General features: G+C 62.5%; 20 protein-coding genes. 15 read left to right on the top strand and 5 right to left on the bottom strand.

The window, feature by feature from the left end; translation table 11 throughout:
* The first annotated feature begins 97 nt into the window (after window positions 1–97).
* A complete protein-coding gene (locus tag OP495_RS11840; RefSeq protein ID WP_280569454.1) occupies window positions 98–1,147 on the top strand; it encodes a homocysteine S-methyltransferase family protein in 1,050 nt (349 codons plus the stop codon).
* Between the two features lie 283 nt (window positions 1,148–1,430).
* A complete protein-coding gene (locus tag OP495_RS11835; protein ID WP_280564140.1) occupies window positions 1,431–1,847 on the top strand; it encodes a hypothetical protein in 417 nt (138 codons plus the stop codon).
* Between the two features lie 9 nt (window positions 1,848–1,856).
* Here OP495_RS11835 and OP495_RS11830 read toward each other — a convergent pair whose 3' ends face one another.
* Window positions 1,857–2,108, bottom strand: a complete 252-nt coding sequence (locus OP495_RS11830) for a hypothetical protein (protein ID WP_280564139.1) — start codon at window positions 2,106–2,108, stop codon at window positions 1,857–1,859.
* Between the two features lie 137 nt (window positions 2,109–2,245).
* On the opposite strand from OP495_RS11830, the gene OP495_RS11825 reads away from it, so the two are divergent.
* Together OP495_RS11825 and rapA are read left to right on the top strand one after the other, a co-directional pair.
* Window positions 2,246–3,046 (top strand): TlpA disulfide reductase family protein, encoded by an 801-nt coding sequence (locus OP495_RS11825; protein ID WP_280569453.1) that lies wholly within the window; start codon window positions 2,246–2,248, stop codon window positions 3,044–3,046.
* 121 nt (window positions 3,047–3,167) lie between these two features.
* Window positions 3,168–6,131 carry an RNA polymerase-associated protein RapA gene (gene rapA, locus OP495_RS11820; protein ID WP_280564137.1) on the top strand — a complete coding sequence of 988 codons (2,964 nt, stop codon included), beginning with the start codon at window positions 3,168–3,170 and terminating at the stop codon, window positions 6,129–6,131.
* Window positions 6,132–6,147: 16 nt separating this feature from the next.
* Here rapA and OP495_RS11815 read toward each other — a convergent pair whose 3' ends face one another.
* Entirely contained in the window at window positions 6,148–7,044 is an 897-nt protein-coding gene (locus OP495_RS11815; RefSeq protein WP_280569452.1) for a TIGR01777 family oxidoreductase, read from the bottom strand.
* 162 nt (window positions 7,045–7,206) lie between these two features.
* On the opposite strand from OP495_RS11815, the gene OP495_RS11810 reads away from it, so the two are divergent.
* From OP495_RS11810 to OP495_RS11770, 9 genes are all read left to right on the top strand, one after another.
* Window positions 7,207–7,587, top strand: coding sequence for a CbiX/SirB N-terminal domain-containing protein (locus tag OP495_RS11810; protein ID WP_280569450.1), 381 nt, complete (start codon window positions 7,207–7,209; stop codon window positions 7,585–7,587).
* 88 nt (window positions 7,588–7,675) lie between these two features.
* Window positions 7,676–8,593, top strand: coding sequence for a MerR family transcriptional regulator (locus OP495_RS11805; protein ID WP_280564134.1), 918 nt, complete (start codon window positions 7,676–7,678; stop codon window positions 8,591–8,593).
* 27 nt (window positions 8,594–8,620) lie between these two features.
* Window positions 8,621–10,042, top strand: a complete 1,422-nt coding sequence (gene phrB / locus OP495_RS11800) for a deoxyribodipyrimidine photo-lyase (RefSeq protein ID WP_280569449.1) — start codon at window positions 8,621–8,623, stop codon at window positions 10,040–10,042.
* A gap of 51 nt (window positions 10,043–10,093) precedes the next feature.
* Window positions 10,094–10,540: a nuclear transport factor 2 family protein gene (locus OP495_RS11795; RefSeq protein WP_280564132.1), complete on the top strand. Its 447-nt coding sequence runs from the start codon at window positions 10,094–10,096 to the stop codon at window positions 10,538–10,540.
* A gap of 28 nt (window positions 10,541–10,568) precedes the next feature.
* A complete protein-coding gene (locus tag OP495_RS11790; RefSeq protein ID WP_280569447.1) occupies window positions 10,569–11,360 on the top strand; it encodes an SDR family NAD(P)-dependent oxidoreductase in 792 nt (263 codons plus the stop codon).
* Window positions 11,357–12,685 (top strand): FAD-dependent oxidoreductase, encoded by a 1,329-nt coding sequence (locus tag OP495_RS11785; protein ID WP_280569445.1) that lies wholly within the window; start codon window positions 11,357–11,359, stop codon window positions 12,683–12,685. The genes OP495_RS11790 and OP495_RS11785 overlap by 4 nt, the downstream gene beginning before the upstream one ends.
* A complete protein-coding gene (locus OP495_RS11780; RefSeq protein ID WP_280569444.1) occupies window positions 12,682–13,449 on the top strand; it encodes a DUF1365 domain-containing protein in 768 nt (255 codons plus the stop codon). The genes OP495_RS11785 and OP495_RS11780 overlap by 4 nt, the downstream gene beginning before the upstream one ends.
* On the top strand, window positions 13,446–14,714 hold the full coding sequence (locus OP495_RS11775; protein WP_280569442.1) for a cyclopropane-fatty-acyl-phospholipid synthase family protein: 1,269 nt from the start codon (window positions 13,446–13,448) through the stop codon (window positions 14,712–14,714). The genes OP495_RS11780 and OP495_RS11775 overlap by 4 nt, the downstream gene beginning before the upstream one ends.
* A gap of 4 nt (window positions 14,715–14,718) precedes the next feature.
* Window positions 14,719–15,201, top strand: coding sequence for a DUF2878 domain-containing protein (locus tag OP495_RS11770; RefSeq protein ID WP_280569439.1), 483 nt, complete (start codon window positions 14,719–14,721; stop codon window positions 15,199–15,201).
* Here OP495_RS11770 and OP495_RS11765 read toward each other — a convergent pair.
* A complete protein-coding gene (locus tag OP495_RS11765) occupies window positions 15,170–17,005 on the bottom strand; it encodes a GGDEF domain-containing phosphodiesterase (RefSeq protein WP_280569438.1) in 1,836 nt (611 codons plus the stop codon). The genes OP495_RS11770 and OP495_RS11765 overlap by 32 nt on opposite strands.
* Window positions 17,006–17,215: 210 nt before the next feature.
* On the opposite strand from OP495_RS11765, the gene fabA reads away from it, so the two are divergent.
* Entirely contained in the window at window positions 17,216–17,731 is a 516-nt protein-coding gene (fabA, locus tag OP495_RS11760) for a 3-hydroxyacyl-[acyl-carrier-protein] dehydratase FabA (RefSeq protein WP_040239351.1), read from the top strand.
* 13 nt (window positions 17,732–17,744) lie between these two features.
* Window positions 17,745–18,962 carry a beta-ketoacyl-ACP synthase I gene (fabB, locus tag OP495_RS11755; protein ID WP_280564120.1) on the top strand — a complete coding sequence of 406 codons (1,218 nt, stop codon included), beginning with the start codon at window positions 17,745–17,747 and terminating at the stop codon, window positions 18,960–18,962.
* A 98-nt stretch (window positions 18,963–19,060) separates the two neighbouring features.
* Here fabB and OP495_RS11750 read toward each other — a convergent pair whose 3' ends face one another.
* Window positions 19,061–19,816 carry a lysophospholipid acyltransferase family protein gene (locus tag OP495_RS11750; RefSeq protein ID WP_280564118.1) on the bottom strand — a complete coding sequence of 252 codons (756 nt, stop codon included), beginning with the start codon at window positions 19,814–19,816 and terminating at the stop codon, window positions 19,061–19,063.
* On the bottom strand, window positions 19,813–20,175 hold a 363-nt coding region (locus OP495_RS11745; RefSeq protein ID WP_280569435.1), incomplete at its 5' end, for a sugar nucleotide-binding protein. The genes OP495_RS11745 and OP495_RS11750, both read right to left, overlap by 4 nt.

Here is a 20,175-nt window from a genome sequence, read left to right as displayed (position 1 = left end):
TTGATTCATCTAAGGACAAGAATCCTTCACTGGTGGTGGAAGTTAAAGGGCTGCCAAAATGCAGCCAATTGAAGACACATACCGCCCCGGAGTATTCATGGCACACGATCTGATCACTCAACGACTCGACCAGGGTCCTCTCATATGTGCCGAAGGCTTTCTGTTCGAGCTTGAACGGCGCGGCTATCTCTCTGCCGGTGAATTCGTGCCCGAGGTGGCGCTGCTGCGCCCGGACGCACTGGAAGCGCTGCACCGTGATTTCCAGCATGCGGGATCAGACGTGGTTCAAGCGTTCACCTACAACGGTCACCGCGAAAAAATGCGCGTGATCGGCAAGGAAGACCTGCTGGAACCGTTGAATCGGGCTGCCTTGAAGATTGCGCGTAAGGTAGCCGATGAAAAGGCCGATAATCTGATGGCTGGCAACATTTCCAACAGCAACATCTGGGACCCTGAAGACCCGACCTCCCAGCAGAGTGTGCGCGCCATGTTCGACGAGATGGTGCAATGGGCCGTGGAGGAAGGCGCTGACTTCATCATCGCAGAAACGTTCTACTATGCCGGAGAAGCTGAGGCGGCTTTGGAAGCGATCAAGGCCAAGGGACTGCCTGCCGTCGTCACCCTGGCGCCAATGGCCGAGAATCGCATGATCGATGGCCCCGGCATCGTGGAAACCTGTGTTGCCCTTGAGAAGAAAGGCGCCAGTGTGGTCGGCCTGAATTGCTTCAGAGGGCCAGATACCATGTTGCCCTGGATCCAGCAGGTCCGCGATGCCGTTGACTGCCATGTGGCAGCGCTGCCGGTGACTTACCGCACCACCGAGCAGGAGCCGACCTTCTTCAATCTCTCCGACGATCAGGGATGCAGCTGCCCAGCTCCCCATGGACGCCCTTTCCCAACCGCCCTGGACCCACTGTTCTGCAATCGTTACGAACTCGGCGCCTTCGCTCGCGACGCTTATGCTCAGGGGGTCAACTATCTTGGCGTATGCTGCGGCGCATCACCGATGCACGTGCGTGAGGTGGCCATGGCGGTGGAGCGTGAGCCGGAAGCTGCCCGATTTGCAGAGCGCATGGAGAACCACTTCATGTATGGTTCTCACGATCGCTTGCCGGACCATATTGCCGCTCTAGGGGAGAAGGCCTAACAAGGTGCAGATGGAACCCCGTCGATCTAGATAGAGAGTGACCAGCCTCGCTTTCGTTCGCGACGGCCAATGCTATCGCGATTGTCAGGCTTCTGAATGGACACCTGACAGATTCTAGAGGCGCACCAGGTGGCCAATTGCGCTATGTGCGCCACGTCGGCGGTTCTATCATGATGACGGCGCTCGGACACTCGCTTCACGCAGCGTTGTCATGCAGTGCTTTCCAGCGGCGCGTCAGCATCCATACTGATGGATACGCCCATCGGTGTCCTGGGAGTCCATCATGCAACGCTTATCGCTGGAACCTGCCGCACTTCATGTCGCGCGCCTTGCACCCTTGCTCGAGTGGTTACAGACACACTTGGCACTGACCGTCTTGTTGCGTACTTCGCACAGCGCCTATCTTGAACTATACTGCGAAGGCTATAACAGTCATGTGCTACTGCTTGAGGAATATCCTGAGGCGCCCGCCAGCACGCTACGCCTGGAAGCCGACAACGTGGAGTTCGAACGACTTTCGCCTTTGCTGACGAGCCAGGGTGCATACTGCGTGGAGGCGTCACGCGAAAATCCCAGCGCATCGCGTAGCTGTGCCTGGCGGGTACTGACCATGCCGCTGCCCGGCGATTGGCAGCTGATGCTGCTGGCCCTCGACCCACGTCGCTGCCAACACTTGGGCCTGCACGGATCGGGCCCATGAGGCGCCACCTCAGTCGTCATCATCTTCCTGCGTGCGCCTGACGCGCTCGGCCATGGCCCGGCGCTTCTTGTTGCGACGATAGTGACGCATCAGCGCCACCCAGCATGCAGCGAGAAGCATCAGCGCCAGGGTCACGCCCTGCCAGGGGCGTGCCGCGTCGCCCAGACACGTTTCCAACGTCATGATCAGGATGAACCCCAGGGCCTGACTGGCGATGGCTGCCGCGCGCAACCCATCGCTCCCATAGCGCGAACTCACCATGCACTCTCCCCTTTCCGCTTCGCCCCGACGCCGCGCGAGGACTGCAACTCAGTCACCACACTTAAAAGAGGCGACCCCAAGGGCGTTAGTGTAACGTGTCAGGCATCGCGATTCGTCATCGCCACCATGAGAACCCCATGCCGCCGATCATGCTCGGCCACGTGCCGCTTCCCTCTGCGCCTCTATACGCCGCCGTCGCGGCGCTCGCACTATTAGCGCTGGGTGCGTTGTTACGCCTATCCCGCACACGTCGACGCCAGTGGTTGAGCGGTACGCTGGTGGCAGCGCTGATCGGGGCTCGCCTGATGTATATCGCGCTTCATGCCGAGGCTTATCGCGTGGCGCCGCTCGAGGCCATCACGCTGTGGCAGTCCGGGTATCACCCGCTGGGCGCCTTGCTCGGCGCCGTCGCGTGGACACTGTGGCGCTTGCGCGACCTTCCCGCGCGTCAGGTGCGACTGGCCACGGGCGCGCTCATGGCGTGCAGCGCGATATGGTGGGGCTTGAACGTTTGGCAACCGCTGGTAGGCGATGCTCCGCCCCCGCGTTTACCGAACCTGACCTTGAACGCGCTCGATGGCACCCCGACGCCCATCGAAACGCTGGCGTCGGGGCCTCCGCTCATCGTGGTGCTGTGGCGCAGCGATTGCCGGGCATGCCGCCGAACGCTGGCACGGCTCAACGATATGCAGCACGATGCCACCGTAGTGACGGTCAACGAAGGCCAGACGCTGCTGCAAGCCGCACGCTACCTGGATGCCCGAAATATCTCTTTCATCCATGACCTGCGTGACCCGCAACAACGCCTGCAGGCCTATTTCGACATGCCCGCGTTGCCACTGACACTGCGCTTCGACATCCACGGCAGGTTGCGCGATTACCAGGCTGGCGAGATTTCCACGGCGCGTCTCATGCGCTGGCTGTCGCCCACGACCTGAAAACGCAATCGCCTATTAAGCCCTCCGCCGCTTTCCGGTAGAATACCGCGCCCCGCCGTCCTGCATGCTCCCCCGGCAAGACGGCGCGCCACGTACCGTTACATCATCATCCCGAGGCATCATGAGCGAATTCATTCCGGGCCAGCGCTGGGTCAGCGACGGCGAAGCCGAGCTGGGGCTGGGCACGATCCTGAGCTGTGACGTCCGAAGCGTGACCGTTCTCTTTGCCGCCAGCCAGGAAACGCGCACCTATAGCGTTCGCCAGGCGCCGCTGACCCGCGTCGTCTTCGGCGCCGGCGACCGGATCGAAGCCGCCGACGGCCGCACACTGACCGTCGATGACACCAAGGAAGCCGACGGGCTACTGGTCTATGTCGTCGAGACGGCGGACGGTGAATACGACGAGCTTCCCGAAAGTCGCCTCGCCGATAGCATGCGCTTTCAGCAGGCACGCGACCGACTGCTTACCGGCCAGGTCGACCGCAACGACTGGTTCGAACTGCGCTACCGTACCCTGCACCATTATCACCGCATTGCCCAGCACCCGGCGAACGGCCTGGCCGGGCCAAGTGTCGACCTCATCCCTCACCAGCTGTACATCGCCGACGAGGTTTCGCGCCGTCATGCCCCGCGCGTACTGCTTGCCGACGAAGTGGGCCTGGGCAAGACCATCGAAGCCGGTTTGATCCTTCACCGCCTACTGCTCACCGGGCGTGTCGAGCGTGCATTGATCCTGGTGCCCGACAGCCTGAGCCATCAATGGCTGGTGGAAATGCTGCGCCGCTTCTCGCTGCATTTCACGCTGCTCGACGAACAGCAAAGCCAACACAGCACGGGCAACCCGTTCGAGAACGCCCAACTGGTGCTCGCCAGTCAGCAATGGCTGTTCGCCAATCCGCACCGCCAAACCCAGGCCCAGGCCTGCGACTGGGATCTACTGATCGTCGACGAGGCCCATCATCTCGACTGGACGCCCGAGGCCAGCGGCCCCGGCTATGCCTGCGTCGAGCAGTTGGCGCGTGTCATCGACGGTGTACTGCTGCTCACCGCCACTCCCGAGCAGATGGGCCAGGCCGGCCACTTCGCGCGACTGCGTCTGCTCGACCCCGAGCGCTACACCAACCTGGAGGCCTTCGTCGCCGAGGAAGCGGGCTATGCCAAGGTCGCCGAGGCAGTGGACGCCCTGGAACGCCTGCCCGGCGATGCCGTGGATCGCGACGCCGTGGGTGCCGTCATCGACGATGCGGACAGTCAGGCGCTTCTCGAGACGCTGTTCGACCCTGAAAGCGACGGGGCGCAGCACCATAGCGCCCGCCACCAGCTCCGCGAGCAATTGCTCGACCGCCACGGCACCGGCCGCGTGATGTTCCGCAACAGCCGCCGCCATGTCGCCGGCTTCCCCGAGCGTCATTTGCACGTCTCGCGCCTGACCCCGCCCTCCAGTTACCGCCGCGAACTGCGCAAGCTGGATCGCGACATGGATTACCTCGACGATCTGCTGATCGCGACCGGGCTCGATCATCCCGAGGTGCTGCTCTATCCCGACGCCATGTACCGTGCGCTAAGCGACGATTCGCCGGGCGTCGGTGCGCCGGGCGTCGGTACGCTCAATACCGAACCCTGGTGGCAGATCGATCCGCGCGTGACTTGGCTCCTGGAGCGCTTGACCGAGGTGGGCCGCGACAAGGTACTGGTCATCGCCCACGACCGCACAACCGCCATCGATCTCAGCGAGGCACTACGCGTCCTGGGCGGTCTCCAGGCGCCCGTGTTCCACGAGGGCATGACGCTCATCGAGCGCGACCGGGCCGCTGCGGCCTTCGCCGACGACGAAGACGGCTGCCAGGTGCTGGTGTGCTCGGAAATCGGCTCCGAGGGGCGCAACTTCCAGTTCTGTCGCCATCTGGTGATGTTCGACCTGCCGGCGCATCCCGATCAGCTCGAGCAACGCATCGGCCGCCTCGACCGCATCGGCCAGCAACACGCCATCGAGCTCTACGTGCCGGTGTTCGAAGACAGCCCCGGCGAGCGCCTGCTGCGCTGGTACGATGAGGGCATGCGTGCCTTCAACGCACCGCATGGCATCGGCAGCGAGCTCTACGATGCCTTCGGCGATACCGTGGCTGATTCCCTCCTCGACAACGACGCCCTCGAAGAGGTCATCGCGGAAACGCGCGCCTATTTCGACAGTCGCCTCGCTGCGCATGAGGCCGGCCGCGACCGACTCCTGGAATGGAACGCCTATCGCCCGGAACGCGCCCAGGATATCACCGAGGCTATCCGCGAGCTGGACGAAGACACGACGTTGCCGCGTTACGTCGATAAGGCGCTGGACGTGTTCGGCGTCGAGAGTCGCGACCTGGGTGGCGATATCCAGTACCTGCTGGCGGGGCCACACATGCTCGACAGCCTGCCGGGGCTGGTCAAAGGCGAGGAAGGTTTCTCGGCCACCTTCGATCGGCAGCGCGCTCTGGCCCGCGACGACGTGCAGCGCCTCTCCTGGGAACATCCTCTGGTGCGCGAAATGATGGAGCGCATCCTCGATGGCACCTTGGGCAACACGGCGCTGGCACTGCTTCAGCATCCCTCGATTCCCGGCGGTAGACTGATGGCCGAGCTGGTGTTCCGGACCCACTGTCCGGCGCCCAAGCATCTGAATGTCGGGCGCTTTTTGCCACCCACGGCAGTTCGCTTGCTGCTCGACGAATCGGGCGCCAACCTGACTCAGAAGGTCTCGTTCGGGGGCCTGGCGAAAAATCTCAAGAAGGTCAAGAAGGCCGTCGCGCGGGATCTGATCAAGTCGCGCCATGCGCAATTGCGCGAGCTTTTGACCAACGCCGAGGGCGAGGCCGAGAACGAATTGCCGAGCATCGTCGAGGCCGCACAGACGCGCATGCGCGAGACGCTGGACACCGAGCTGGCCCGTCTCAAAGCTTTGGCACGCCACAACCCGGCAGTGCGCGACGCGGAAATCGACGCCCTCACCCAAGAGCGCCAGGCACTGGATACGGCCATCGATGCCACGCGGCTACGCCTCGACGCAGTGCGCGTTATCGTCACCGTCGACCCACCCGAGCAATCCTAGGTCGAGAGACCACGCGTCAGTGTCCGAGAATCTCCTTCAGGGCGCTGTCCAGCGTCGGATAGTGAAACGTGAACCCCGCCGCTTCCAAGCGCGCGGGGCGCATGCGGGCACCGGTCAGCAACACGCGTGACATCTCGCCCAGAGCCAGCCGTAGCAAACGGGCAGGCACCGCCATCAGCGCGGGGCGATGCAGGTGATGCGCCAGGGTACGAGTGAAGTCGGCATTGGTGACGGGATGCGGAGCGGAAGCATTGAAAGGCCCTTCGAGGTCATCCTGCTCGAGCAACAACAGTACGATGCGTACCAGGTCCTCGCGATGAATCCACGGCATGTACTGATGCCCGTTTCCCAGCCGGCCGCCGAGACCTAGACGAAAAGGCGGAAGCAGCTTGCTCAGTGTGCCGCCACCGGCGCCGAGCACCAATCCGGTACGCAACAGCGCGACCCGCACGCCCAACGGTTCAGCCGCCCGTGCCGCCGATTCCCACTGCGCGCACAAGCGATGGGCGAACTCATCGGTGGGTGGCGTCTGCTCGGTGACGTCGCGCTCTCCCTGATCGCCGTAGAAGCCCATGGCCGACCCGGATACCATGACCCGAGGCGGCGTTTCCAGGCGCTCGCACAGCGTCACCAGCTCGCGCGTGATGTTCAGCCGCGACTCGAGCAATCGCTTTTTCTGCACCTCGCTCCAGCGCTTGTCGGCGATGGGCTCGCCAGCGAGATTGACGATCGCCTCGGGAGCGTCATCGGTAAAGGCCATGACCGACTCGCGGATCTCGATGCCTTCGGGCAGATGCGTCTGCGCCCGGGTTGGCGAGCGCGACACCACTAGCAACCGATGCCCAGCTTCATGTAGGCGGTGGCAGAGCAGCCGTCCGACGAAACCGCTACCGCCGGTGATCAGGATGCGCATAATGACTCTCCAAATACGTATTATACGACCGTTGTACAATTTGCTAGAGTTGTCCAGGTAAATATGCATTGACCTGACGGAAAAGCATAGCTCATGGCCACCCGCCACGCGGCTGTCGTCGCCACGCAAGGCATCACTTCATTCACCACAGGAGATCGCTCGATGAGCCACGCCTTGATCCTACTTGCCCATGGCTCCAGCGATGCGCGGTGGCGCGCGCCCTTCGAGACGCTTGAGCACGACCTGCGTGCGCGCCTCGAGACCCCCGCGGTCATCGCCTACATGGAGCTAAGCGAACCCTCGCTGGAAACCCGAGTCGCCGAACTTTATGACCAAGGCCATCGACGCTTCGATATCTTACCGCTGTTTTTTGCCGCCGGGCGCCACTTACGCCAGGACGTTCCAAGCCAGCTCGAGGCATTGCGTGCGCAGTATCCCCAGGCGGCACTGACGCTGCTCGATCCCGTCGGCCAGCACCCCGCCTTCGTCGAGGCATTGGCAGGCATCGTGACGGCCCGTGCAGAGGCGGCGCCGGAGAACTAAGACGTGATAGGAATTGTACAAAACTATTGCGACGTACAACTTCATCCCTCATGCTAGATGACAAGACTTACAGGAGGAACCTAAGCGCATGAGTGAGCAGGCGATGGATCCGGCCAATTCGCCGCTGTACCCGATCCGCGAGGTTTCACGGCTGACCGGTGTCAATTCCGTGACCTTACGCGCCTGGGAACGCCGCTACGGCTTGATTCGTCCGCAGCGTACCCCCAAGGGACACCGTCTTTATGCACGCGAGGACATACGCCGCGTCGAGCGTATTCTGCAATGGCTCAACCGGGGCGTTCCCGTCAGTCAGGTACGCGATTTGCTCGAGCAGGCCGAACCCTCAGCCAATGATGTCCCTGCGCCGGATATCAGCGACTGGGAAAGCCAGCGCCAGCGACTACTGCAGGCCGTCGACGCACTGGATAGCGATACGCTAGAGGTCCTGTTCAATCGCAGCATGGCGCTTTATCCCGCCGGTTTGTGTGTGACCGAATTATGGCAGCCGGTGATCGAACAGCTCGAGGAGCGCTGGGGCGATCAGTTCGGTGCCGAATTGCAGCGCCGCTTGCTGGAAAGCTTCTTGCGTACGCGGGTCGCCATCCGCCTGTACCACGCCAATCACGCCACACGGGGCACGCGCCTACTGCTGTTACGCCTGCCCGAGGAGCGCGACCTGTTGCGCCTGCTGCTTTTGGCGCTAGTCGCGTCGGCCTCGGGATTTCGGGTCGAATGGCTGGATACCGACTTGCCGCTCAATGAGTTGCCGCTCGCCGCAGAGCGCTTCAAGGCAGATGTGGTACTCATGACCAGTGGATATGCCGAGCGCAGCGATCTCATTCGGCGTCAGTTGCCGCGTCTGGCGGAGCAGCTCAAGATGCCACTGTGCCTGGTCGGCCCCGTGGCACGCATCCGCAGCGCAGAACTGGAAAACACCCAGGTCGCCTCGCTCGGCGACGAACTGCCCGCTGCGCTCAGCCGCCTACAAGGGTTGCTGGGACGTTAACCCGCACACATTTGCCAGGGAGTGGCCATGTCCGATGTACAATTGATGTGGTTCCGCAGCGACCTGCGAACCCTCGACAACCGTGCTCTGCAAGCCGCCGCCGAACGCGGACCTGTGATCGCCGTTTTCTTGACCAGCCTGCCGCAATGGCAACGTCACGACCACGGCGCCAACAAGGCCGATTTCTGGCTGCGCGGCGTGGCAGCGCTTCGCGAGCACCTGGCCGGTCTCAATATCCCCTTGCTGCAGCGATGCATCGCGACCTTCGACGAGGCGCCCACAGCACTGCTCAAATTAGCGCGTGAGCATGGCGCCAGCGCACTGCACTTCAATCGCGAATATCCCCTCAACGAACGCCGCCGCGATGCCGCAGTGGAGTCCACCTTTCAGGAGGCTGGGCTGGCGACATGGGGGCACACCGATGCCGTCGCCTTCGCGCCCGGCGAGCTTCTCACCGGCAAAGGGGAGCCGTATAGCGTGTTCACGCCGTTCGCCAAGGCCTGGCATCGCGAGCTGGCGCCACGCCGCATCGCCTTGGTGGAAGAGCCTGCCCCCCAAGCCCAGTTGACCATCGACGCCGACCCGCCGCCTTCTCGCGATCTCGAGACGATGGCCGACGCGCCACTCGACCCGAGTCTATGGCCTGCAGGGCAGGACGAGGCCGGCGACCGGCTCGAGCGCTTCCTGCGTTTTCGCGGCTATCACTACAAGCGCCAGCGCGATTTCCCCACGCTTCCCGGCACCAGCGAGCTTTCACCCTACCTATCGCTGGGCATGATCTCGCATCGCCAATGCCTGCACGCGGTGATGAACAACAACGAGGGGCACCTGGCCGACGGCGACGCCGGCCTCACCGCCTGGGCCAACGAATTGATCTGGCGCGAGTTCTATCTGCATATCGCCGCCAGCTTCCCCGACATCAACCGCCACCGCCCCTTTCAGTCGCATACAAAGGGCCTGGTCTGGCGCGACGATGACGCAGGGTTTCAGGCTTGGTGCGAAGGGCGGACCGGCTACCCGCTAGTCGACGCCGCAATGCGCCAGTTGGTCCAGCGCGGCTGGATGCACAACCGCCTACGCATGGTCGTGGCGATGTTCCTTTCCAAGCACTTGCTGATCGACTGGCGACGTGGCGAAGCCTTCTTCATGCGCCACCTCATCGACGGCGACTTCGCCTCCAACAATGGTGGCTGGCAGTGGGCGGCCTCCACCGGCACCGATGCAGCGCCCTATTTCCGCATCTTCAATCCCACCACCCAGGCGGAACGCTTCGATCCGGAAGGTCGCTTCATCGCTGAATACCTGCCGGAGTTGGCCAAGTTGCCGCTCAAGTCACGCTTTTTCCCCGACGAGACGCAACGCCGGCAAACCGGCTATGCCGATCCCATCGTCGATCACAAGGCAGCACGCCAACGCGCACTGGACGCCTTCAAGTCACTGACGACGTGACCGCGCGCCCCGAGCTCACGCCACATCTCCTCGCCCTTCTCGGAGGACCGCATGCGACAGGATCCTGCCTTGGAGGCGTTTTGTCATGCCTTCAAAAATCTAGACAAAACGTGTACAAGAGACCTCGAAAACCTCTACACTGAAGATGTGTCATTCACAGACTCGTTACATCATGTCGAGGGGCGCGATGCGTTAATACGTTACTACGCCGAGATGCTCGACAACGTCACCGAGTGCCGCTTCGACATCGGACACTGTCAGCGTGAGGGCGATGACGCCTGCGTCGACTGGATCATGTATCTCAAGCACCCCCGACTTGCCGGCGGGCGCAGGCTCGAGGTCATGGGGTGTTCGCGACTGACGTTCCACGGCGATCGAGTCTGCCGGCAACGCGATTACTTCGACGCCGGTGCGATGCTTTACGAGCACTTGCCCGTATTAGGCACGCTGATCCGTTGGCTCAAGCGACGCATGCGTCCGACATCTTCACCGCACTAGTCAGCATGTATCACCTGGAGGAGAGCGCATGACCGCATCAGCAGCCCCCCAGCGCATCTGGTTGACCGGCGCCACATCAGGCATCGGCGAGGCACTTGCCGTGCGGTTGTTGAAGGAAGGCCACCGGGTCGCGCTGACCGCGCGTCGACGCGATACCCTGGAGGCGTTGGCGGCCCCCTTTGAGAATGCCCTGGTCGTTCCCGCCGACCTGACCGATCGCACCTCGGTCACCGCCGCCGGGGAACATATAGAGGCCGTCTTCGGAGGCCTCGAGCTAGCCCTGCTCAATGCCGGCACCTGCGAATACGTGGACGCGCGCAACTTCGATGTCGACCTCATAGAGCATGTGCTGGCCACCAATCTCCACGGCACGCTGTACGCCATCGATGCGGCACTACCGCTACTGCGTCGCGCTCGGCATGGCACACAACGTCCGCAGTTGGCGGCTGTTTCCAGCGCCTCGGCGTACTTTCCGTTACCGCGCGCCGAGGCTTACGGTGCGTCCAAGGCCGCGATCAGCTACTTCCTCGCGTCCCTGCGACTGGATCTGGCGGCGCAAGGCATCGATGTCAGCGTCATACATCCCGGATTCGTGCGCACGCCGCTAACCGAGCGCAATGACTTCCCCATGCCCATGCGCGTCGAACTCGATACCGCCGTCGAGGCCATCCTGCGCGGACTGGAGAAACGCGCACTCGACATCCACTTCCCGCGCCGCTTCACCTTGCTGGTCAAGCTGGCGGGTATTCTGCCGCCTGCGTTACGTCATCGCCTCGGGCGTCTGTTGACCCGCAACACCGCCGAAGAGGATTGCTCATGAACGTGCCCGCCTCACGCATCGCGGTAGTCGGCGGAGGCATTGCCGGCATGGCCTGCGCCCATTACCTCTCGCCACGCCACGAGGTAACCCTGTTCGAGGCCAGCGAACATCTCGGCGGCCACACGGCGACCGTGGATGTCGAACTAGATGGGCATCGGCATGCCATCGATACCGGTTTCATCGTTTTCAACGACCGCACCTATCCGCACTTTCAGCGCTTGCTGGCGCAGTTGGGCGTATCCGCGCAGGCCACCGAAATGAGCTTCTCGGTGCATACCACGCACGAAGATTTCGAATATAACGGCCATACCCTCGACACCCTGTTCGCCCAACGTCGCAATCTTCTGCGCCCTGACTTTCACGGCATGCTGCGCGATATCCTGCGCTTCAATCGCCACGCGGTACGCGATCTATCGAACGGCACCTTGCCGGCAGACATGACGCTGGGCGAATACCTGACGCGGGGTGGCTACGGCGAGACGTTCCGGCGCCGCTACCTGCTGCCCATGGGCGCTGCCATCTGGTCCGCCAGCGAGCACGATATGGCGAATTTCCCGCTGACATCCTTCGTGCATTTCTTTCATCATCATGGGCTGCTGTCGGTGAACAATCGTCCCCAGTGGTACACGCTCGTGGGCGGTGCACGACGCTATATATCCCCGCTGACGGCTGCCTACGCCCAGCGCATCCGCCTGGCCTGCCCAGTGCTGGGTATCGAGCGCGACGCAACGGGTGTGACACTGACCACACGCCAAGGTCGGGAGCGCTTCGACCAGGTGGTGCTCGCCTGCCACAGCGACCAGGCCCTGGCGATGCTGAATGACCCCAGCCCAGCAGAGCGCGAGATCCTCGACGCTCTGCCGTACCAAGACAATGACGTCATCCTGCATACCGATACCCGGATGCTGCCACGTCGTCGCCGCGCCTGGGCAAGCTGGAACTATCGCGTCGACGGGCGCGAAGCCGACGCGCGCGTTTCAGTGACCTACGACATGAATCGTCTCCAGCATCTGGCAGGCACGACGCGTTTCTGCGTGACGCTCAACGACAGCGACGCCATCGCCCCCGACTGCATGCTGCGGCGCTTCGTCTATCGCCACCCCTGCTTTACGCTAGCCGGCGGCGCCGCCCAACAGCGCCATGCGGAAATATCCGGCCCGCACCGTCGCACTCATTTCTGCGGTGCGTACTGGCGCCACGGTTTCCACGAGGATGGCGTCTGGAGCGCGCTACGCGTGGCCCATGCTCTGGGCTGCGATGAATCCGATGCCCTGTCAGGGCCTCTCTCGTCGGCAACCGCGGTGCCTGAAGGAGTTCCGGCATGAGCGCCCCTCTGCATAGCCGGGTGGCCCTGGGCGAGCTGCGCCATCGGCGCTTCACGCCGCGCGCGCATCGCTTCACCTACCGCGTTTGGATGGCTTGGCTCGACCTGGACGAATTGCCCGAGCTCTTCGATGCGCTGCCAGGCTTCAGTGCACGACGTGCGGCGCTGGCGCGCTTTCGCCGTGAGGATTATCTGGGGCCCACGCATCTCCCGCTCAAGACGGCAGTGCATCAGCGATTGCGCCATGAGCTGGGCGAGGCGGCCCCCGCAGGCCCTGTCCGCATGTTGACCCAGCTGCGCCTATGCGGCGTGCTCTTCAATCCCATCACGCTGTATTACGTCTATGACCATGACGAACGCCTGTGCGCCATCCTCGGCGAAGTCACCAACACGCCATGGCGCGAGCGCCATGTCTATGCCTATACGGTGACGCCGACACGCCATACCCATGCCGCCCATTTCGACAAGGCGCTGCATGTCTCGCCGTTCAACCCCATGGACATGCGTTATCGATGGCGCTTCAACACGCCACGCGAGCACCTGCTGATGCACATGGAGGCATGGCGCGAGGCCACGCGACATTTCGACGCGACGCTGAGCCTGCGTTTCGCACCCGCTGGGCGGCGCGCGTGGCTTGTCACTCTGGCACGCGCCCCTTGGATGAGTCTCAAGACGCTGGCCGGCATTCATTTCGAGGCATTACGCCTATGGTTGAAGCGCATGCCGATCTTTTCAAATTCCCGTGGCGAGGAGACACGCCCGTGACGACGACTCGTTCCGCCACCAAGACGTCTACCAGTACGCTCGACACGCGCGTGGCACGTTGGCTCAGGCCTCGTCTGCTGCGGCAGCTGTCGACCCTCGAGGGCGGCGTACTGATCGTCGAGGAAGCTGGACGCACACACCATCTCGGCCAGGGCGGACCACTCACGGTACGTCTGCGGATACATCACGACCGAGTATGGCGACGTATCGCGCTGGGGGGCAGCGTTGCGGCCGGGGAAACCTATATGGAGGGTGACTGGCACTGCGACGACCTGGTCGCGCTGATTCGCTTGCTCGCGCGCAACCTGGAGCACGTCAACGAACGCCTGGAGAAGGGTTCCGCACGACTGGCGCAGGGTGTTCTCAGCGCGCTCCACACCCTGCAGCGCAATACCACCGGGCGCGCCCGACGCCATGTGGCGGCACATTACGATCTCGGCAATGCCCTCTTCGAGACGTTCCTCGATCGCGAACACTGGCTGTACTCCAGTGCCATCTTTCCAAACCCCGACGCCAGCCTGGAAGACGCCTCGACATACAAACTGGAGCTCATTCTCGACAAGCTGGATATCGGCCCCGAGCATCACTTGCTGGAGATCGGCACCGGCTGGGGCGGGCTGGCACTTTACGCGGCGCGCACCCGAGGCTGCCGCGTCACTACCACGACCATTTCCGAGGAGCAGTACGCACATACCGCGCAACGCATCCGCGAGGCCGGTCTCGAAGAGCGCATCACTCTGCTCAAGCGTGATTATCGCGACCTCGAGGGGCGCTACGACCGTCTGGTATCGGTGGAAATGATCGAGGCGGTGGGGCACCAGTACCTGGCCACTTATCTGGCCACCGTCGACCGTCTACTCGACGACGACGGTTTGGCGCTGCTCCAGGCCATCACCATTCGCGATCAGCGCTATGAGGCGGCCAAGCGTGAGGTCGACTTCATCAAGCGCTATATTTTTCCCGGCGGGTTCCTGCCCTCTCATCAGGCAATACTGAAAAGTATCGCACAACGCACGCAACTCAACATACTCGCCCTCGACGAAATCGGATCGCATTATGCGCGCACGCTTTACGAGTGGCGTCAGCGCTTCGAGGCCAGTCTCGAGCACATTCGTGAGCTCGGCTATGACGAACGCTTCATCCGCATGTGGCGTTATTATCTATGCTACTGCGAGGGCGGTTTCCGCGAGCGTACCATCGGCGCCTCGCAGTGGCTGCTGGCCAAGCCCGGCAGCCGCCGCGCGCCACTCACCGGAGCACCTTGATCCCATGTTTGGCAAGGTCATAAACGCGCTCGCGTTTCAGGCCGGTTGGCTGGCCTGCGTGCTGGGTGGTACGCCCTGGGCGTTGCCCACAGCCACGGTGATCGTGACATGTCATCTACTATGGCTGAGCAAACCGGGAGAGTGGCGCTGGCTGGTGGGGTTCACCATGCTGGGCGCGGGCGTGGACGGCACGCTGACGCTGCTCGGCGGTTTACGCTTTGCCGATGCATCGGGACTACCGCTGTGGCTGTGGCTGCTCTGGCCGTTATTCGCAACCACCCTCCACCATTCACTCGCCTGGCTATGGTCACACCCCCGGCTGGCAATGTTGGGCGGGGCGCTCGGAGGACCGAGTTCCTACTTGGGGGGCGCACGCCTGGCGGATGTCGAACTGGCGCCTTGGGCAGTGGTGGTGCAGGCCGTGCTCTGGGGCAGTCTATGCGGGTGGCTGGCGCTCAGGACAGTGATATATCGAGATCGTCCTTGAGCCGCTTCTCGACATCGGTGACTCGTTCGGGGCGGGCATAGAAAAAGCCTTGCACCATGGAACAGCCTTCTGAATGCAGATAGTCTCGCTGCGCCTGCGTTTCCACCCCCTCGGCAATCACATCCAGCCCCAAGCCACGTGCCATGGCGAGCACTGCCGAAGTGATCGCGGCATCGGCGCTGTCGTCGGGTAGGGCACGCACGAAGGCGCGGTCGAGCTTGAGTTTGTCCACCGGCAGTTCCTTGAGATAGGCCATCGACGAATAGCCGGTGCCGAAGTCGTCGATGGCGATCGGGTGTCCCTTACCGCGCAGCGCGACGAGACGCGTCGAGATGTCTCCGGCACGCTCATCGAGCAACACCGACTCGGTTAGTGCCAATCCCAGCATGGCCGCAGGTACGTTGTGTTTGGACAAGCTCGCGGACAACCGCGACTCGAGATCACCTTGGATCAACTGCACTGCAGAGATGTTGATCCACACTGGCACGCACGATAGGCCTTGCTGGCGCCAGGTCGCCAACTGCGCGCAGGCGCGATCGATCACCAAGTCGCCTAGGGATGCCATCAAACCGTGGCGTTCGGCCAGGGGGATAAACGTTCCCGGCGAGATCATGCCATGCGTGGGATGATACCAGCGCAGCAAGGCTTCCATACCGGCTAGTCGGCCATCATCGAGATAGTATTGTGCTTGATAGAAGAGCTCGAGTTGCGTGCCGTGCGCCAGCGCTTGGCGGAGTTCGTTGAGCAGCTCGAGTTGGGGATCCCCATCGACTTCCAGCGAGGGGCGGAAGCGTTGGCTGTAGTTACGCCCGTGACGCTTGGCGGCGTAGAGCGCCGACTCCAGGCGTTGGAACAAGACGCCGGAATCGCGTCCATCGTCGGGCGCGCGACAACTGCCGATGGTCAGTCCCAGGCGCAGGGGTTTGTCGCCAATCTCGAACGGTTCGCTCAGATGCCCGCGCAGCCCTTCGACCCATTGTTCGTGATCGTCATAAGTCGTGGTGCGAATGACCATGAACTCGTCACCGCCCAGTCGGCCTACGACACCACCGGCAACGAACGCCGCGAGCCGCTGCCCAAAGCGCGATAGCAGACGATCCCCCTGGTCGACGCCCATGGCATCGTTGACTGCCTTGAAGCCATCGATGTCGATCAGCACAATATCCAATTCTTCGCCGGCCCGCAGACGCTGCAAGCGCGAGGCCAGCAGGTCATGCAGACGCCGACGGTTGGGCAAACCGGTCAGCGGATCTTCGAAGCCGATACGCTGTAGATCCTGCTCACGTGCCTTGTGACGCGTGATATCGGTGAACAATCCCACGTAGTGCGTGACAACCCCCTTGTCATCGGTAATCGCCCGCACACGCAGCCATTCGGGAAACTCATCACCGTGTTTGCGCTGATTCCAGACCTCCCCTTCCCATTGCCCGGTAGCGTTGAGGCTTTGCCAATAATTCTCGTAGAAGGCCTTGTCGTGGCGTCCCGAGGAGAGTACCGATGGGTCGAGGCCGCGTATCTCCTCGTCGCTGTAGCCGGTGATCTGCGTAAAGGCCGGATTGACTGCCTCGATTCGATTGCGGGCGTTGGAAATCAGTACACCATCGGGGGAGAGCATCAGAGCGGCTTCGGTAAGCTGACGTCGCGTCGATTCCTGGCGGATTTGACGCCAGGCATCCATACCGCCAATGATCACCATCACCAAGGCCGCCAGTCGCAACATCAGCGTCGGCAAAAGGCTCATGGAGGCCATGGCAGCAATGCCCGTCCATACCAAGGGACGGTTGAGCGTAAAGACGGACCACATGGCGATTTAGCGACTCAATCAAGAGAGGTTCGTGAAGTGCAGGCATCATGCCCCTTCTCTTGCGATCGGCGCAACCCGCCCCCATCCTCGGATTGCACCCATAAGGCGCGCCCGGTAGGCTAGCCCAGCGTGCATTCATTCGGCACTGCCAGTAGACTAAGGTGTTCGTGCTCTGCGACGCACCACAATTTCGACTCTCGGAAAGATTCAGTGACCAAGCAACATTCTTTCAGCTACGAAGAACTGCTGGCATGCAGCCAGGGCGAGCTTTTCGGCCCAGGCAACGCCCAGCTGCCGGCCCCCAACATGCTGATGCTCGATCGCATCACGCAAATCCAGGAGGGCGGAGGCGAGTACGACAAGGGCGAACTCATCGCCGAATTGGATATCCACCCCGACCTGTGGTTCTTTGACTGCCACTTCCCCGGCGACCCGGTCATGCCAGGCTGTCTAGGCCTGGATGCCATGTGGCAACTAGTCGGCTTCTACCTCGGTTGGCTGGGACATCCTGGCCGCGGACGCGCTCTGGGCTGCGGCGAGGTCAAGTTCTCGGGCCAGATCATGCCGAACGCCGAGAAGGTCACCTACCGGATCAACCTCAAGCGGATCATTACCCGGCGGTTGATACTGGGGATTGCCGACGGCACCGTTTCGGTCGACGGTCGCGATATCTATCAAGCCAACGATTTACGCGTTGGCTTGTTTACCTCCACCGCGAATTTCTGATCAGGAGGCTTCCATGCGACGAGTGGTAGTCACCGGCCAAGGCATCGTGTCTTGCCTCGGCAATGACCAGCATCAGGTACTGGACGCGCTACGCAGCGGACGCTCGGGTATTCGTTACAAAGATGAATACGCGGAACGTGGCTTCCGCAGCCACGTGGCCGGTGTCATCAATGCCGATCTCGATACCTTGATCGACCGTAAGCTGCGTCGCTTCATGGGCGATGCTGCGGCCTTCGCCTATGTTTCGATGGAACAAGCGATCCGCGATGCCGGCCTCGATGACAGCGATATCTCCAACGAGCGTACCGGCTTGATCGCTGGCTCCGGCGGCGCGTCCAGCGCCAATCAGGTCGAAGCCGCCGATGTTCTGCGCGAAAAGGGCCTGCGTCGCGTCGGCCCCTACCGGGTCACGCGAACCATGGGCAGTACGGTCTCCGCCTGCCTCGCCACGCCGTTCAAGATCAAGGGCGTCAACTACTCCATCTCCTCGGCCTGCGCGACCTCGGCCCACTGCATCGGCAGTGCCGTCGAGCAAATCCAGCTCGGCAAGCAGGACGTGGTCTTTGCCGGTGGCGGCGAAGAGGAGCATTGGACGCTGTCCTGCCTGTTCGATGCCATGGGCGCGCTCTCGACCAGTTATAACGATGCGCCCGAAACCGCCTCACGTCCCTATGACGCCTCCCGCGATGGTTTCATCATCGCCGGTGGCGGCGGCATGCTGGTGCTCGAAGAGCTGGAACACGCCAAGGCACGTGGCGCCAAGATCTATGCCGAAATCGTCGGCTATGGCGCTAACTCCGATGGCTACGACATGGTCGCACCCTCCGGCGAGGGCGCCGCGCGCTGCATGCGGCAAGCCATGGCGACCGTGGACGGCCCGATCGACTACATCAATACCCACGGCACCTCCACCCCGGTGGGCGACATCGCCGAGCTCCAGGCGATTCGCGAGGTGTTCGGCGATACCACGCCGGCAATGAGCTCCACCAAGTCGCTGACCGGGCATTCGCTGGGCGCCACCGGCGTGCAGGAAACCATCTACTCACTGTTGATGATGGAGCACGCCTTCATCGCCGCGTCGGCCAACATCAGCGAGCTAGACGATGCCGCTCAAGGTTTCGATATCGTCGACCAACGCCGCGACGATGCTGCCATCGAGCGCGTGCTGTCCAATAGTTTCGGGTTTGGCGGTACCAACGCCTGCCTGGTGCTGCAGCGCTACCGGGGCTGAGCGAGCGCAGCGCCGTGCTTTCCCGGTAACACGCAAAAGGGGCGTCTCGTGAGAGACACCCCTTTTTGCGTGCTGGCACAGCTTCCGTCGACAGCGGCTCAGGCCGGCACTTTGGTAGGCTCGCTCTCGATCTCGGGACGCGGTTCCGCGGAGATTTCGCGAAGCTGCGCCTCGATCCACTCCTCGACCTCGGCCAATACCTCGTTGGTGGAGCGCCCCTGCGTGGCGATCGGCTCACCGACCACTACGTTCAAATCTCCAGGTTTCTTGACCCAATGCCGCCCAGGCCAGTGTTCGCCGGCATTGTGGGCCACGGGTAACACCGGGACACCAGAGCGACAAGCAATCACCACCCCACTCTTGTTGTAGCGCCGCCGCTGCCCTGGCGCCACCCGCGTACCCTCGGGAAAGATCAGCACCGATAGTCCCTCAGCCAAACGCTGCGTGCCCTGCTCGAGCACCATGCGCATGGCCCGCGACGGTCGCGCGCGATCCAGCGCGATAGGCTTGATCAAGCGCAGCCCCCAGCCGAAGACCGGCATATTGAGCAGCTCACGCTTGAGCACCGTGCACACCGGCACCTTGAGCAACTGCAGAAACAGGGTTTCCCACTCGCTCTGATGATTGGCGAGCACGACGCAGGGCCCTTCAGGCACGTTATCGCGCCCGCTGACGTGATAACGCACCCCACAGGAAACGGCGAACCAGCCCACGATGAAGCGGTTATACAGATTCAGCACCCGAAATCGCGAAAACAACGACAAGAATGGCGCGACCGGTAGTAACACTAGGCCGCTGATCAGCAGCGCCAGAAAGTAGCCGGCATAAAAGACGAGACTGCGTAACACCTTCACGTCGCTGACTCCTTGTCATGCAACAGACACCAGTCATCCAGCATACGGCTCAGCTCAAGCCGCCAGGGCTTCTGGTGGATACCGAAAACGTCCAACACGCGGCGACAGTTCAGGACTCGCCGCAAGGGGTGATCATGATGATGATGCAAGGCGTGCAAAGTCCCCAATGTCGCGTCACGTTCCTGCCGCTCGAGATGCGTGGTGAGGTAGGTGCGCACGACGGAGGCGAACGTATACGGGCTGATCGGCTCGGTACCTGCCAGATGATAGGCGCCCCAAGCATCGGCGCCACAACCTTGCTGCTGCATCATGCCGATCAACGCCATGGCCACCGCATCGACCGAGGTCGGGCACAGGAT

It is taken from the genome of Chromohalobacter sp. 296-RDG (genome assembly GCF_029889885.1).
Taxonomy (GTDB): domain Bacteria; phylum Pseudomonadota; class Gammaproteobacteria; order Pseudomonadales; family Halomonadaceae; genus Chromohalobacter.
The sequence above is the reverse complement of the archived record's forward strand: the minus strand, read 5'-3'. Positions and strand labels throughout refer to the sequence as shown.

What these genes read in the sequence shown, in the direction of transcription:
- OP495_RS11840 (WP_280569454.1), top strand. Translation starts at nt 98, where the DNA reads ATGGCACACGATCTGATCACTCAACGACTCGACCAGGGTCCTCTCATA.
- OP495_RS11835 (WP_280564140.1), top strand. Translation starts at nt 1,431, where the DNA reads ATGCAACGCTTATCGCTGGAACCTGCCGCACTTCATGTCGCGCGCCTT.
- OP495_RS11830 (WP_280564139.1), bottom strand. Translation starts at nt 2,108, where the DNA reads ATGGTGAGTTCGCGCTATGGGAGCGATGGGTTGCGCGCGGCAGCCATC.
- OP495_RS11825 (WP_280569453.1), top strand. Translation starts at nt 2,246, where the DNA reads ATGCCGCCGATCATGCTCGGCCACGTGCCGCTTCCCTCTGCGCCTCTA.
- rapA (WP_280564137.1), top strand. Translation starts at nt 3,168, where the DNA reads ATGAGCGAATTCATTCCGGGCCAGCGCTGGGTCAGCGACGGCGAAGCC.
- OP495_RS11815 (WP_280569452.1), bottom strand. Translation starts at nt 7,044, where the DNA reads ATGCGCATCCTGATCACCGGCGGTAGCGGTTTCGTCGGACGGCTGCTC.
- OP495_RS11810 (WP_280569450.1), top strand. Translation starts at nt 7,207, where the DNA reads ATGAGCCACGCCTTGATCCTACTTGCCCATGGCTCCAGCGATGCGCGG.
- OP495_RS11805 (WP_280564134.1), top strand. Translation starts at nt 7,676, where the DNA reads ATGAGTGAGCAGGCGATGGATCCGGCCAATTCGCCGCTGTACCCGATC.
- phrB (WP_280569449.1), top strand. Translation starts at nt 8,621, where the DNA reads ATGTCCGATGTACAATTGATGTGGTTCCGCAGCGACCTGCGAACCCTC.
- OP495_RS11795 (WP_280564132.1), top strand. Translation starts at nt 10,094, where the DNA reads ATGCGACAGGATCCTGCCTTGGAGGCGTTTTGTCATGCCTTCAAAAAT.
- OP495_RS11790 (WP_280569447.1), top strand. Translation starts at nt 10,569, where the DNA reads ATGACCGCATCAGCAGCCCCCCAGCGCATCTGGTTGACCGGCGCCACA.
- OP495_RS11785 (WP_280569445.1), top strand. Translation starts at nt 11,357, where the DNA reads ATGAACGTGCCCGCCTCACGCATCGCGGTAGTCGGCGGAGGCATTGCC.
- OP495_RS11780 (WP_280569444.1), top strand. Translation starts at nt 12,682, where the DNA reads ATGAGCGCCCCTCTGCATAGCCGGGTGGCCCTGGGCGAGCTGCGCCAT.
- OP495_RS11770 (WP_280569439.1), top strand. Translation starts at nt 14,719, where the DNA reads ATGTTTGGCAAGGTCATAAACGCGCTCGCGTTTCAGGCCGGTTGGCTG.
- OP495_RS11765 (WP_280569438.1), bottom strand. Translation starts at nt 17,005, where the DNA reads ATGTGGTCCGTCTTTACGCTCAACCGTCCCTTGGTATGGACGGGCATT.
- fabB (WP_280564120.1), top strand. Translation starts at nt 17,745, where the DNA reads ATGCGACGAGTGGTAGTCACCGGCCAAGGCATCGTGTCTTGCCTCGGC.